Origin of the sequence: Undibacterium sp. CCC3.4 (assembly GCF_034347425.1) — a bacterium.
In the GTDB taxonomy this organism is placed as follows: Bacteria; Pseudomonadota; Gammaproteobacteria; order Burkholderiales; family Burkholderiaceae_D; genus Undibacterium.
Map to the genome: position 1 here is coordinate 3,746,676 of NZ_CP133779.1, position 14,339 is coordinate 3,761,014.

The window sequence follows — 14,339 nt, forward strand, 5'->3', positions numbered from 1 at the left end:
AATCATGCATTTAAGTTGATATCGCTGTTGGTTAATCCCATAAAATCCTGGCCGTTTCTGCTGGTATATAGTGGATCCACATATCCGGACAACAGTTTAAACTAGTGTCTGTCGAAAAGAGACGAGGCAGACCATGAGTGAAAATAAGAGAAAAATATTTAGCGGCGCACAAAAAGCCAAGGTGGCAGTTGAGGCGATCAAAGGCGAAAAGACGATCAATCAGATCGCCCAAGAGTTCGGGGTGCATCCGACGCAGGTCAGCCAGTGGAAGAAAGAATTACTGGAAAATGCAGGCAGTCTGTTTGAAGGTAAACGCGGTCCGAAACCGGCCAGCACACAGAACGACCCAGACCGTCTCTATGCCAAAATTGGGCAACTGAATATGGAACTCGATTGGCTTAAAAAAAAGTCAGGGATCAGCCTGTAACGGTACGATTGCAGTGGGTAGAGCCGCTCTCTGCCCTTTCAATCGCCACACAATGCCGTCTCGTTTCAGTCACGCGCTCGGTCGTGTACGACAAGAAAAAGCGCTTGCAGGAAGAGATCAATCCGTTTGATAGTTTGCTGTTGCAATTGCTTGACGAGGAATACACCAGACATCCATTTTACGGCACGCGACGCATGACGCATTACTTGCGAGACTGTGGCCATACAGTGAACCGAAAGCGCGTACAGAGGCTGATGCAGCAACTGGGATTGGCAGGTATGGCCCCAGGCCCCAACACCAGTAAAGCGCATCCGCAGAACAAGATTTACCCGTACTTACTGAGAGGTATCGACGTCACTCGACCAAATATGGTCTGGAGTACAGACATCACATTCATCAGGCTGCCGCGGGGTTTTGTGTATCTGGTGGCGATCGTTGACTGGTACAGCCGGAAGGTGCTGTCCTGGCGGTTGTCGAACACGATGGATGCGGGGTTTTGCGTGGACTGCTTGGAAGAAGCCATAAAATGGTATGGAACGCCGGAGATTTTTAATACCGATCAGGGTGCGCAGTTTACCAGCCAGGCCTTTACTGGGCTGCTGCTTAGAAACGGCATCAAAATCAGTATGGACGGTCGCGGTCGGGCGCTGGATAATATTTTTGTTGAGCGCTTATGGCGCAGTGTGAAATATGAAGAAGTGTATTTGAAAAAGCATGAAAGTATGCCGGAATTGGTGATCGGCTTGGCGAACTATTTTATGTTCTACAACGCTGAGCGTAAACATCAATCATTGGGTTATCAAACGCCGGAAACCGTGTATGGCTCAGGCGTGGGCGGCGGTGCCAAGATCGTAAACAAATTTGGTACTGAACTGCCTGATTCAAAAAAGCTAGAAAAGAAAAGCACGGTAGTGATGTAGTGCGAATAACGGGGCAGCGCCGCGCAGCTGTGGCAGAAACAGGCACTATCTTAAACTCTTTGAATAATTGTCTGGACTTAGGGGGCCACTTTAGTACTCCAACCATCTAACGATGGTTGCTGCTGCCTGTGGTGTGAGCTTTTTATAGCTGCTCAGAAAGCGCCCAATCAATTCATTCGCCAATGCTTTCGCTTCATTAAAGGATTCTTTACTGATGACCCATGTCAAATGTCGACCGCCGCTACTCATTATCTCTTGACCATCCTCATCGACTAACACCTCGCCTTTGCGGTTCTTCGCTACATGCTTGCGGTGTTCAAGCTGCGTCAGTTTATAAATTCGGGAGATCTCCCAGCCGTCATGTTCGGTTCGTTTTGCCGTTTCAAAATAGAGTCGTTGATACGGTTTTCTTGCATCTTTATATTTTGGAAAAACATCCAGTTCACCTTCGCCTTGTGACCAAAGCACATAAAAATTGACCTTGCCAAACTCTTGAATTTGCCGTTGATCCAGCGGTTTAACGATGACGAGATGGCCGCAAGAGTGACCTTGTTTGCGCGCATAGTCGCGTTGATGTCGCATCATACCGATGCCAATTTTGGCATGCATCTCAATTATAAAAGCAGGTAATTTGTCGATGCGTATCCAGCCACTTTGATAGAAATAATGCTTACTTTTAAGGTAATCGAGTAGTAGACGCATGGCTTGTGTGTGACTGCGCGGTAGCCGGATTTGCGCCAATACTGAGGTATCGTTCTCACTAAATTTAGGCATAGGATGTTCATTTAAAGAGTAATTAGGCGTATAGACATCGTTCTTATCTTTTTCAAGAACTGCTTTTTAGACGTTGATTAAGAACAGTAGTACGGCGCCATAACGATAGATTTGCGTTCAGTTCAAATCATCGGAAAGACGCCTATTATAGTGGATCCACATATCCGGACAACAGTTTAAACTAGTGTCTGTCGAAAAGAGACGAGGCAGACCATGAGTGAAAATAAGAGAAAAATATTTAGCGGCGCACAAAAAGCCAAGGTAGCAGTTGAGGCAATCAAAGGCGAAAAGACGATCAATCAGATCGCCCAAGAGTTCGGGGTGCATCCGACGCAGGTTAGCCAGTGGAAGAAAGAATTACTGGAAAATGCAGGCAGTCTGTTTGAAGGTAAGCGCGGTCCGAAACCGGCCAGCACACAGAACGACCCAGACCGTCTCTATGCCAAAATTGGGCAACTGAATATGGAACTCGATTGGCTTAAAAAAAAGTCAGGGATCAGCCTGTAACGGAACGATTGCAGTGGGTAGAGCCGCTCTCTGCCCTTTCAATCGCCACACAATGCCGTCTCGTTTCAGTCACGCGCTCGGTCGTGTACGACAAGAAAAAGCGCTTGCAAGAAGAGATCAATCCGTTTGATAGTTTGCTGTTGCAATTGCTTGACGAGGAATACACCAGACATCCATTTTACGGCACGCGACGCATGACGCATTACTTGCGAGACTGTGGCCATGCAGTGAACCGCAAGCGCGTACAGAGGCTGATGCAGCAACTGGGATTGGCAGGTATGGCCCCAGGCCCCAACACCAGTAAAGCGCATCCGCAGAACAAGATTTACCCGTACTTACTGAGAGGTATCGATGTCACTCGACCAAATATGGTCTGGAGTACAGACATCACATTCATCAGGCTGCCGCGGGGTTTTGTGTATCTGGTGGCGATCGTTGACTGGTATAGCCGGAAGGTGCTGTCTTGGCGGTTGTCGAACACGATGGATGCGGGGTTTTGCGTGGACTGCTTGGAAGAAGCCATAAAATGGTATGGAACGCCGGAGATTTTTAATACCGATCAGGGTGCGCAGTTTACCAGCCAGGCCTTTACTGGGCTGCTGCTTAGAAACGGCATCAAAATCAGTATGGACGGTCGCGGTCGGGCGTTGGATAATATTTTTGTTGAGCGTCTATGGCGCAGTGTGAAATATGAAGAAGTGTATTTGAAAAAGCATGAAAGTATGCCGGAGTTGGTGATCGGCTTGGCGAACTATTTTATGTTCTACAACGCTGAACGTAAACATCAATCATTGGGTTATCAAACGCCGGAAACCGTGTATGGCTCAGGCGTGGGCGGCGGTGCCAAGATCGTAAACAAATTTGGTACTGAACTGCCTGATTCAAAAAAGCTAGAAAAGAAAAGCACGGTAGTGATGTAGTGCGAATAACGGGGCAGCGCCGCGCAGCTGTGGCAGAAACAGGCACTATCTTAAACTCTTTGAATAATTGTCTGGACTTAGGGGGCCACTTTATATAGCCTAGGTGTCCGGAATGTATTCCGGACACCTCTAATGAATGTCCCAAAAAATTCAAAGAATTTTTATTTTTTTGATTTTGATTTTGATTTTGATTTTTTGGGTTTTACACTTTTTAGTGAAGTCCGATACCTACACAGGTAAGGACTCCAAGAAAATAGTTCCAGACGATGCAGGTCGTCGGGTGCGCCAACACTCTCACTTCTTACTGCTGTGGGGATGGTCGCGCCAACGACCCCACATCAGTCTCACTTGTCAGGCACTGACCTCTATTCCAGAGTTCAGTTGCCGGTACCGCTCGGTGCACGTAAAGGTGCTCGCCGAGCGATGATGGGCGGGAGAGCTGCAATTCTCTCGACCCACTCTTTATTGTGAAGTTTGTTGTGAAATTCGTGCGACCACCAGAAACACCGCCGCTATAAGCCGTGAGGCGAAATGCGGTAGGTTGGCAAACGAAAAATCGAGTAACCAGCCTCGACCTCCTGAACGATCCAGCGTAAGTTGGACGGGAGTGCTTGACACGAGTGATGTCGGCGGACGAAAGTCGCCGCTGTCTGAAAAAATGCCGTAAGACGCCTGGAGAGTCGTCCAGGGAAGACAGTCCACCACCGGAAGGTGGGGTAGCAGAGAGCTTATGCGTGTAATAGTCGGAAACTACGCTGAGGGAACTCAGGTAGGGCACCGGCTTTCAAGAGGTGCATAAAGTGTGTGATGTAAAAGTCCAGGTAGACGTACAAATAAACAAGGATGAGGTCTTCGGGACATTCTCCCATCCGCGGGCGCCCAAAAGCGTCGGTAGCTGAAAACTACGTTTGTTTGATTTCGTGCCGCACACGTTATGCGCTGTTCATCGTCGTTTTGTCTAAGTGGGTGACCTGTCGTGGATACTTATTTTGTTCAGGGTGGAAACCTGCATATAAAAAATAAGGATGCACTATGGTTAAGCGGTGATACCAGTCAATTTAGTTGAGCTTTCCTCTGCATGGGCATGTGGAGGCGAGTTAGCGAATCTGCTACTGGGAAACACCACCGGATAATATAGCCTTACAAGTGAAATGATGTGCCTGGAAGGTTTGGCGACCGACCAGGAGGTGATGTGACATGGGGTGCTTTGGCGAGTACTCCGTGTAATACAAGTAGATGAAGGCTAGATGTTTAGCATGAATATTGATTCACGGGGCCGACTTCGGTCGGCCCCTCCTTTGGGTGTTGAATTAGCGATACACGAGCGGAAAGTGATAAGTAAGTTAGAAATTCATAGGTTGCGGCGAGCTATAATTTGGTCGGCCTTGGTTGGACGGCCTCGACGACGTGGACTTGATGCTTGCGATGGTGAAGCTGCTGTTAAAGGTGCCGTTGCTTGCTGCTTCTGGTTCAACCAGTGTTGCACATCGGCTGGCCGGAAACGGATTAAACGACCGAGTTTGACGACGGGAGGTAAGTCTCCGCCTGTGGCGTGACGGTTATAAATCGTTTGTTCGGCAATGCCGAGTGCTAAAGCTAAAGTTTTAGGAGAAAGAAGTGCTTCCATGGGAATGGTTCCGTTGTTAGCAGTCACATGACTGCTAAACGTATAGGCACCAGTTACCAGGATTTACTTTGATCTGGCGGGCGGCGGAATTTCTGCTGCAAATTTGCTGCACTTGAGTGGGTAAATTCCGGTATAATGCGGTAAGTCAGGGTATGGCATGCCATTGATTTTATTGAATATTTTGGTTTTAAGCCCCTCTAGTTTTGGGCTCATAACCCGAAGGTCGTAGGTTCAAATCCTGCCCCCGCAACCAAGAATACTGATCCGTTGATTTTCCTTGTGAAGATCAGCGGATTTTTTATTTTCCAGATGCCATTTCAGTGCCTTGAGGTTTGCATGGGTTTGGCAAGGTTCCTGAGTTTAAGACCGGCTGTCACGACGCGTTTTTATCAGATGTGCAGGTAAAACCTCGGCGCTCAGAGCGCTGTCGCGAAAGCCTGATAGGCACTTTTTTTACCTAAAACACCGCATGCCTCGTCGCTCCCGTATGATTTTAGCGGGAATCCAGAAGTCTGTCGGACTTAGGGAATCGATTACTCCTAAGCCCGACAGACCCCTAATGTCGTTTTTAGCACTAAAAACGTCATCATTTCTGGCATTTAAAGCTAACCACGAACGTCGCTGGATTCCTGCCAAAAGCGCGCAGGAACGACGCGGCAAAGCCCCCGTAGCCTAAGGAAGCGCAAATTTAATCCAAGCGGTTTGCCCGCCGCCACTGAGGCGCACTGCTGCGTTGTCTTAACTCACAAGCCACATCAGGGCTGCCTGTTCACCACTTGGCTTTGGATAAAATAATCAGCCATTTCTTACAAAATAAAATTTCCAGATGGCCGGCTTGTATACCCGTAGAACAATCAAACAGCGGATTGACTGAGTAATAGCGTTGGCGAAAATCACGGCAAACGAAAATTTCGCGGCGACCCAGCCGCAGCATGAAGGAGTTTGGTGTCAGTTGCAGGCTCATACGCGTATCAACAGTCGGTTCGAAGTGTGTCATGGAATACTCCAGATCAGAAAAAGGAAGAATAACTTGGTCAAGGACATCCTTGAGCAGCGCTCTTCGTTCGTCCATGAAGCGACTTTAACACAAAATACTGTATAAACAATCAGTAGTTATATTTTTGTCGCACATTCACGACAAGCCCCACTTTTTCCTTTGCTCCGCTCCTTATGCTGCGCGGAAAGGAACTCTTGCGGCGAAAAAAATCTTTTATGGGCTTGGATTTTTCAAGATAGGACAATATACTGTATATTCAATCAGTATTTTTTATCACTCGCGACGATCCCCTCCCCATCATGCCTTTGCTTTCGACCATCTCTGCCAGCGCCCCTACCATGGAAGCAATTCATCCGGCCTTGTGGCGCGCTTCGCAAGTCGCGCGGGCCGACCGGCCCAGTATAGACAGCGGTCATCTGGCGTTGAACCGAGAACTCGCCGGCGGTTGGCCGCTGGGGCAAATCAATGAAATTTTGCTTGACCAAAGCGGCACGGCAGAATTGCGTTTGCTCGCGCCGGCCCTGCGGCAAGCAGGGCCGCGGCCACTGGCCTTGTTATGCCCACCCTACGTACCACAAGCCTCAGGCTGGTGCGAACGACAACCGAACCGACAATTGCTGTGGATACGCAGCCAAACCCAAGCCGATGGACTATGGGCGGCCGAACAAATTTTGCGGCATGGCAGTTGTGCGGTACTGTTGTTATGGCAAACGCAGATACGTCACGAAGCCTTGCGCCGACTGCAGCTCGCCGCCAACACTTCCGACACCTTGTTTTGTCTGATCCGCCCCGCTTCCGCCGCACAACAGCCCTCGCCTGCACCGCTACGTATTCGGGTGAGTAATATGAGCTTTGGTTTGCAACTACGCATACTCAAGCGCCGCGGTGCTGTACACGAGATACCGATTCCCCTGTATTTACCCGATCATCCGTATCTGGCGGCCGGCTTGAACACGCCGCGCAGCACCATTCAACAAGTGCAACTACAGAGAGGGTGAGGCCAATGGAAATGTGGATCGCCCTACACTTTCGAGCGCTGGAATTGGAAGTATTTATACCGCACTGGCAGCATCGCGCAGCACTCTTCGGCCACGTCGTATTAGCACAGCAAAGCGTTACTGCCTGTTCGGCCAGCGCGGCAGAGGCCGGCATCGTGCCCGGCATGCGTAGCGGCGCAGTACAAATGCTTATGCCGACGGCAAAAATCTTCGAGCAAGATATGCACAAGCAAGCAGCGGCGCTGCTGGCAGCCGCAAGCGCCCTCTTACAATACACGCCACAAGTCAGTCTGATCGATGCCGACAGACTGGTGCTCAATGTCGGGGCCAGCTTGCGCTTGTTCGGCGGTTTGCCAGCCTTGCGCCGCCGCATCCGCGCCACCATGGCCGCACTCGGCTACCAAGTCAGCCTGGGCTGCGCACCGCATGCCAAAGCCGCCTGCTTGTTGGCACTCGATGCCACGCGCCAAGGCCGCGCCGGGCAACTTTGCTTGCAAACAGCGCGACTAGCGCGCCGGCTCGACCGCTTACCCGTGACATTACTGGACAGCGCCCACACTTGGCGCGACTTATTGCATGGCTTAGGCTGCTACTGTTTGCGCGAGCTGCGCGCCTTGCCGCGCCCCGGTTTGCAACGACGCTGCGGTCTGGCCTTCATGGCTGAACTCGATCTGGTTTACGCAGCAACGGCAACGGCCCCGATCTGGATTCTTATTCCTGACGAATTTGAAGCGCGACTGGAATTGCCGGAACGTTTGGATAGCAGTGATTTATTACTCAAACATTGCCAAAGTTTATTGGCACAATTGCATGGCTGGCTGGCGGCACACCGCCTGAGCGCGTTAATGCTACGTCTATCTCTGTCCCATGAGCGTGGGCGCAATGCCATTCCCGCCAGCATACTCGATATCAGCTTGCCGGCCGGAGCACAAGAAAAGCAATTGCTGGCATTGCTACATGAAAAACTCCATCGCTTCGACTTCATTGCACCGGTCATTGCGTTACAACTGACGGTACCACGAACCCAAGCCGCGGCACCACAGAGTGCCTCCCTGTTTGCCGAGCCGGGCGGGCAGCCCGAAGATCATCACCATTTACTGGCTTTATTGAGCACTCGTCTTGGTGCCGATCAGGTATTGCAGGCCGCCCCCTTGGCTGATCATCGTCCCGACCTCGCCAATCGTTGGATTTCCGCGCTGGAAAAAGCCCCGTCCAAGCTGCTGCCGACGCCCACTTTACTACGCCCAGCTTGGTTGTTGGCAACGGCAGCACCCTTACAAGTGCGTCAACACCGGCCCTACTTCACTTCGCCACTGAATATTATTTCAGCGCCGGAAAGAATCGAGGCCGCTTGGTGGAGCGAGCAAACCGAGCTGCGCGACTATTTCATCGCCGTCAGTGCCAGCCATGTGCGCTACTGGATTTATCGCCCGCGCAGTGGCACTGCAGCACAGGCCAGTTGGCTGCTGCACGGGGTATTCGGATGACGGCAGACAGCGACAGCACCCGCTTGCCCGACTATGCAGAATTATTCTGTCTGTCGAATTTCACTTTCCTGCATGGGGCATCCCATCCGGAAGAATTGGTACAACGCGCCGCCCAACTCGATTATCGTGCCCTGGCCATCACCGATGAATGCTCGCTGGCTGGCGTGGTGCGCGCCCATGATGAAGCGAAATTACAAGGTTTGCCGTATATCTTGGGCAGCCATTTCAAATTGAGCGCGCCACAAGGAACGCTGACCTTGCTCGCACTGGCCTGTAACCGCGAAGGATATGGCAACTTATCTGAACTGATCACGCTGGCACGCAGTCGCTGCGGCAAAGGCAGCTACTTGCTCACACCGGAAGATTTCACCATGCCGCCGCCCGATTATGCGCATTTGCGCGGCTTGCCCGACTGTTTGCTGATTTTGGTACCGGCCTATCCCTTGCAAGCCGAGCTGCTGGCCGTACAAGCGGCGTGGCTGGCACACAGCTTCGGCCCACGCGCGCGGCTCGGTCTGACGCTGCTCATGCAAGCGGCCGACGCCTTTCAAGAACAACACATTGAACATATCGCCGAACGCTACGGCTTGGCGGTAGTGGCACTGGGACAGGTCTGCATGCATCTGCGTTCGCGCAAACCTTTGCAAGACAGTTTGACCGCGATCCGCCTCGGCACGCCAGTCGAACAATGCGGTTATCAATTGGCTGCCAATGCCGAGCAACATCTGCGCTCACGCTTACGGCTGGCTAATCTCTACCCGCCTGCCGCACTGGCAGAAAGCTTGGTGGTCGCCGCGCTGTGTCATTTTTCGCTGGATGAATTGCGCTATGAATACCCGCAAGAAGTGGTGCCGGATGGCTTGACCGCCGCCACCCATCTGCGCCATGAAGTCTATCGCGGTGCGCAACGACGTTACCCACATGGCGTGGCCGACGAAATTACCCGACAAATCGAGCACGAACTCGACATCATCAATGATCTGGCCTATGAAGCTTATTTCTTGACCGTGCATGACATCGTGCGCTTCGCGCGCCATCGCGGTATTTTATGCCAAGGACGCGGTTCGGCTGCCAATTCCGTGGTGTGTTATTGCCTGCACATCACCGAGGTCGATCCTAGCGTGCAGACGCTGTTGTTCGAACGCTTCATTTCCCGAGAGCGCGGCGAACCGCCCGATATCGATGTCGATTTCGAACATCAGCGGCGCGAAGAAGTGATTCAATATATTTACCAAAAGTATGGACATCATCGTGCCGCGCTGACCGCCGCCATCCATACTTACCGGCCGCGCGGTGCCGTGCGTGAAGTCGGCAAAGCGCTCGGGGTTGATGCCGCCATCATCGAGGCCGTGGCCAAATCTTTACATTGGTTCGACAGCACAGCCGATTTGCTCACCCAAATGGCAAGCTGCGGCGTGGACAGCGAATCGCGCTTGGCACGGCAATGGGCTGCCTTGGCGACACAATTACTCCGCTTTCCCAGACATTTATCGCAGCATAGCGGCGGCTTTGTGATCGCGCGCGGCAAGTTGTCGCGATTGGTACCGATAGAAAATGCAGCGATGAAAGATCGCCGCGTCATCCAGTGGGATAAGGACGATCTCGAATCCTTAGGCATACTGAAAATCGATATCCTCGCCCTCGGCATGCTCTCAGCCTTGCAGCGCGCCCTCACGCTAATGGCTGGTCTGCCCGGCAAACCACGCAGCATGCAAGCGATTCCGCGTGAAGATGCCGCCACCTATGCCATGATCTGTCGCGCCGATACGGTCGGGGTATTTCAAATTGAATCGCGGGCGCAGATGAGCATGTTGCCCCGCTTGCGACCGCAAAAATTCTACGACCTCGTAGTACAAGTAGCGATTGTCCGCCCGGGACCGATACAAGGCGGCATGGTGCATCCGTATCTGCGCCGCCGTCAGGGTTTGGAAGCCATCGAAACCCAACACGATCCGGCCATGCAAAAGGCGCTGGGGCGCACCCTGGGCGTACCGATTTTTCAAGAACAAGTGATGCAAATTGCCATGTTAGCTGCCAATTTCACGGCCGGTGAAGCCGATGGCTTACGTCGTGCCATGGCTGCTTGGAAGCGTAAAGGTGGCCTGGACAGCTATCGCGAGCGTATTATTGACGGCATGCTGGCCAATCAGTATTCACGCGCATTTGCCGAAGGCATATTCGAGCAAATGAAAGGCTTCGGTGAGTACGGCTTTCCAGAAAGCCATTCGGCCAGTTTTGCGATTTTGGCCTACCTCAGCAGTTGGATCAAATGTCACGAGCCGGCGGTGTTTTTGTGTGCGCTGCTCAATTCCCAACCTATGGGGTTTTATTTGCCGGCGCAATTGATACAAGATGCGCGCCGCCATCAGGTACAAGTCGATGCCATTGATGTCCTGTGTAGCGAATGGGATTCAAGCCTGGAAAACACCGCTACCGGCAGCCCATCGGTAAGGCTAGGACTGTCACTGCTGAGCGGCATGCCTGCGACGAGCGCGCGACGCATCATGGTAGCGCGACAAAGTGGCACTTTCAGCGACGTCGCCGATTTAGCCAGACGCGCCGAATTGACTCGCCATGATCTGCACATCTTGGCAGCCGGCAACGCCCTGAAAAGTCTCGCCGGTCATCGTCGCCAAGCCTTGTGGCAAGCCGTCGGGGCCTTGCCCGAGCGCGATTTACTGCGACCGACTACGATAGAAGAAGCGCTGCCGCAATTATCTGCCCCCAGTCTGGCCGATGAAATTGCGCATGATTACCGCACTCAAGGCTTGAGCCTGCAAGGACATCCGCTCTCCTTATTACGCCCACAACTGCTGGCCCAACGTTTTCTACCGGCAGAATTACTGAACACTTTTGCCAACGGCCAGTTCGCGCGCGGCTGCGGCATCATCACGATGCGGCAACGCCCGGGTACGGCCAATGGGGTCATCTTCATCACGCTCGAAGATGAAACCGGCTCGATCAATGTGATCATCTGGCCCAGTTTATTCGAACAAGAACGCCGCCTTATTCTCAGCGCACGATTACTCGGCGTGTATGGTATCTGGCAATGCGAAAACGAGGTGCGTCATTTGATTGCCAAACGTCTGGTTGATTTGAGCCATTTACTCGGATAAGCTGTCGGGCTTAGTCACTTGCAAGTTTCTCCACTCGCTTAAGAGGCTGTCGCAAAAGGGTTTTCAGTCGGTATCATTACTCCAACTGGCAGACCTGTCACTCCCCCGTGCTCTCGCCTCGTCATTCCTGCGTAGGCAGGAATCCAGTGACACCTTTGTAATGGTCTAATGTTTACGGACACCTCAATAGGAGGAATAATTACCTAAACGAGGAAAATAAAGATGACTGGGAATAAAAAATACGAAGCTACTTTTAAACTTGAAGTGGCCCGGATGGTGCTGGATCAAGGCGTAGCGGTTGCTAAAATCGTGAAAGATATGGGTATTGGAGAAACCGCCGTGCGGCGCTGGGTTGAACAATATCGCGCTGAACAAGGTGGCCAGGCTGGCATAGGGAAACCACTGTCTGCCGAGCTGCAACGGATTCGCCAACTCGAACAAGAAAACCGTCTACTGCGTTCGGACAATGACCTGTTAAAAAAAGCATCGGCCTTCTTTGCACGCGAAATGAAATGATCTACGAGTTAGTCGATCATTGGCAAACGAAGGCCACGGTAGCACAACTGTGTCGTCTCTTGGGAGCGAGCCGGTCTGGCTACTACGCAGCAAAAGCAAAGACAAAAATGACCGCAATATGTGTCACCAGCGTGCATCTGAAAGCGGAATTCGCTGCCAGTGGCCGCAGTTATGGCAGCCGTCGCCTGGTCAGTGCACTGCACGCCAAGAACATCGTCATTGGCCGCTACAAAGTACGGCGCTTAATGCGTGAAGCCCAGATCAAAACCGTCTGGAAGAGAAAATTTATCAACACGACAGATAGCAAACATGATTTACCAATAGCGAGCAATATTCTCAATAGACAGTTCAACCCAGCAGAGCCCAATCGCGCCTGGACTTCCGATATTACCTATGTCCGTACGCGTACTGGCTGGTTGTATTTGGCGGTCGTGATGGAGTTATTCTCACGAAAAATCATAGGCTGGGCAATGGGGCCAACGATGCCAGCTGAATTGGTTTGTCGGGCGCTACGGATGGCGGTTGAGGCACGTAAGCCGGCAGCGGGTTTAATTTTGCATTCCGACCGTGGCAGTCAATATGCCAGTCATGAATACCAACATTTACTCAAACAACATGGCCTTGTTTGCAGTATGAGCCGTAAAGGAAACTGCTGGGATAACGCGGCGATGGAACGCTTCTTCTTAAATTTAAAGATGGAGCGTGTCTGGCAACGCGATTACGCGAATCAAATGGAAGCCACAAAAGACATCATTGAATACATCGTAGGCTTTTATAACTGCTTACGATTGCATTCAACGCTGGGCAATTTGCCGCCCATGATTTACGAAAAAGAAATGGCAGAAAAAAAACCTATTGATGTGTCCGAAATAACTTGACCACTACACTTAGTGCCTTCAGGGTGAGAGGGTCGATCAAGGGCACTTTTTTTTCTGTGAAAACAACTTGTGTGAATAGTAGCTCAGCGCAGAGCTGTCGGGCATGACCGTTGAGCGGAAAATCAAACCGGCAGCACCGGCCATCACTGCAATTCATAAGCCAAGATCGCCGTATACTGTTCACTGCCATATGGTTTGCCAACCACCATCAAAGAACCGGGCCAAACACTGCTGAGCTCATGCACGAAGGAAGTACCCTGCTGCTGCATTTCTTGCCAGTGATCGCTCTGCACGATGGCCATTTTTTCAAACAGCGTCGCCTCAATGCGGAACGCATACGCCTGCTCACGCCGCAGACGATACATCAGTGGCGCCTCGCGTACGGCGACCGAATGATAGGGCAGCGTGAAGGTATGCACTAAACCACCTTCTGCCTGCACGTTTTTGAGGGCAGACCAGACTGCCAGCGGTGAGATGCTGCTGTGGAAAAAATTCGCTTCCAATGCCGGCAAGGATTCAAATTCAGCTTGCGATAAATGCGGCGTACTTTGAAACTGCGCTTGATGATCAAGTGGAAAATGGGTGAAGGCTAATTGTTCAGGGGCGGTTAAGAAAAATGTTTCCGATAATTCTTTTTGAAATTTCCCTTCTTTCAAATAACCGGCCCCCCAAGTGGTGTCAACCAGCCGCCACTGGCCATCGATGCGCACGGCATTCCAGGCATGATTGGCTTTATCAAAATGCTGGCCCGGCAGACTGCCGGCTGCCTTGGCATAGCCGGAAATGGTGCGCGCTTCCAGGCCGGCGGCGCGTGCCAATTGCTCAAACAAGCCGGCGAAACCGACACAGACGCTGATGCGCTTGCGCAGTACTTCTTCTACCGTGCTGGCGTCACTGTGTCCACTCAGGTAAGCCGCGGCATCGTAGTTGATGCGATCGGTGATCCAGCGGTAAATCGCGCGGGCTTTTTCCCGCTCTGAACTGAGCCCCTCGGTCAGATAGGCCGCCAACTGACGCGCATCCTGCTCAGCGCTGAAGGGCGCGGCCAGTGCATGGGCATCGATTTGCTGCAGTTGTTGCGCGCTTAATTCTTGTGCTTGGGCCGCCGGCGCAGCCAACATAGCCAGAGATACAAGGGTACATTGCAGCATGCGTAAGGAATTCATGTCCCA

The 14,339-nt window shown here is 51.9% G+C and carries 10 protein-coding genes; 6 read left to right on the forward strand and 4 right to left on the reverse strand.

Annotation, left to right across the window (positions count from 1 at the left end):
- Positions 1 to 133: 133 nt before the first annotated feature.
- A protein-coding gene (locus RHM61_RS16790) for an IS3 family transposase (RefSeq protein ID WP_322248433.1) occupies positions 134 to 1,347 on the forward strand; the annotation gives its coding sequence in 2 pieces (ribosomal slippage) (positions 134 to 410 and positions 410 to 1,347; 1,215 coding nt in all).
- Positions 1,348 to 1,437: 90 nt separating this feature from the next.
- On the opposite strand, the gene RHM61_RS16795 is transcribed toward RHM61_RS16790, so the two are convergent.
- Complete coding sequence (locus RHM61_RS16795) at positions 1,438 to 2,121, reverse strand: hypothetical protein (RefSeq protein ID WP_322248434.1); 684 nt, start codon at positions 2,119 to 2,121, stop codon at positions 1,438 to 1,440.
- A gap of 213 nt (positions 2,122 to 2,334) precedes the next feature.
- On the opposite strand from RHM61_RS16795, the gene RHM61_RS16800 reads away from it, so the two are divergent.
- Positions 2,335 to 3,548, forward strand: a protein-coding gene (locus tag RHM61_RS16800) for an IS3 family transposase (protein ID WP_322247785.1) whose coding sequence is annotated in 2 segments (ribosomal slippage) — positions 2,335 to 2,611 and positions 2,611 to 3,548 — 1,215 coding nt in all. Because the reading frame shifts where the segments join, the coding sequence is not laid out codon by codon here.
- Between the two features lie 1,351 nt (positions 3,549 to 4,899).
- Here RHM61_RS16800 and RHM61_RS16805 read toward each other — a convergent pair.
- Positions 4,900 to 5,175 (reverse strand): helix-turn-helix domain-containing protein, encoded by a 276-nt coding sequence (locus RHM61_RS16805; protein ID WP_322248435.1) that lies wholly within the window; start codon positions 5,173 to 5,175, stop codon positions 4,900 to 4,902.
- Between the two features lie 769 nt (positions 5,176 to 5,944).
- The gene (locus RHM61_RS16810) at positions 5,945 to 6,172 is read right to left on the reverse strand and encodes a hypothetical protein (protein WP_322248436.1); all 228 of its coding nucleotides are present in this window, start codon (positions 6,170 to 6,172) and stop codon (positions 5,945 to 5,947) included.
- A gap of 299 nt (positions 6,173 to 6,471) precedes the next feature.
- Here RHM61_RS16810 and imuA point away from each other — a divergent pair, with 299 nt between their 5' ends.
- The 4 genes from imuA (at position 6,472) to RHM61_RS16830 (ending at position 13,167) form a co-directional block, all read left to right on the forward strand.
- Positions 6,472 to 7,170, forward strand: a complete 699-nt coding sequence (gene imuA, locus RHM61_RS16815) for a translesion DNA synthesis-associated protein ImuA (RefSeq protein ID WP_322248437.1) — start codon at positions 6,472 to 6,474, stop codon at positions 7,168 to 7,170.
- A 5-nt stretch (positions 7,171 to 7,175) separates the two neighbouring features.
- Entirely contained in the window at positions 7,176 to 8,657 is a 1,482-nt protein-coding gene (locus tag RHM61_RS16820; protein WP_322248438.1) for a DNA polymerase Y family protein, read from the forward strand.
- Positions 8,654 to 11,773, forward strand: a complete 3,120-nt coding sequence (locus RHM61_RS16825) for an error-prone DNA polymerase (protein ID WP_322248440.1) — start codon at positions 8,654 to 8,656, stop codon at positions 11,771 to 11,773. The genes RHM61_RS16820 and RHM61_RS16825 overlap by 4 nt, the downstream gene beginning before the upstream one ends.
- A 222-nt stretch (positions 11,774 to 11,995) precedes the next feature.
- Positions 11,996 to 13,167, forward strand: a protein-coding gene (locus RHM61_RS16830; RefSeq protein ID WP_322247382.1) for an IS3 family transposase whose coding sequence is annotated in 2 segments (ribosomal slippage) — positions 11,996 to 12,260 and positions 12,260 to 13,167 — 1,173 coding nt in all. Because the reading frame shifts where the segments join, the coding sequence is not laid out codon by codon here.
- A 143-nt stretch (positions 13,168 to 13,310) separates the two neighbouring features.
- Here RHM61_RS16830 and RHM61_RS16835 read toward each other — a convergent pair.
- Complete coding sequence (locus RHM61_RS16835; protein WP_322248441.1) at positions 13,311 to 14,333, reverse strand: transglutaminase domain-containing protein; 1,023 nt, start codon at positions 14,331 to 14,333, stop codon at positions 13,311 to 13,313.
- Positions 14,334 to 14,339 lie beyond the last annotated feature (6 nt).

Bases quoted from the DNA above. Each gene is read 5' to 3' on its own strand.
- RHM61_RS16820 (WP_322248438.1), top strand. From the start codon at position 7,176: ATGGAAATGTGGATCGCCCTACACTTTCGAGCGCTGGAATTGGAAGTA.
- imuA (WP_322248437.1), top strand. From the start codon at position 6,472: ATGCCTTTGCTTTCGACCATCTCTGCCAGCGCCCCTACCATGGAAGCA.
- RHM61_RS16835 (WP_322248441.1), bottom strand. From the start codon at position 14,333: ATGAATTCCTTACGCATGCTGCAATGTACCCTTGTATCTCTGGCTATG.
- RHM61_RS16795 (WP_322248434.1), bottom strand. From the start codon at position 2,121: ATGCCTAAATTTAGTGAGAACGATACCTCAGTATTGGCGCAAATCCGG.
- RHM61_RS16825 (WP_322248440.1), top strand. From the start codon at position 8,654: ATGACGGCAGACAGCGACAGCACCCGCTTGCCCGACTATGCAGAATTA.
- RHM61_RS16805 (WP_322248435.1), bottom strand. From the start codon at position 5,175: ATGGAAGCACTTCTTTCTCCTAAAACTTTAGCTTTAGCACTCGGCATT.
- RHM61_RS16810 (WP_322248436.1), bottom strand. From the start codon at position 6,172: ATGACACACTTCGAACCGACTGTTGATACGCGTATGAGCCTGCAACTG.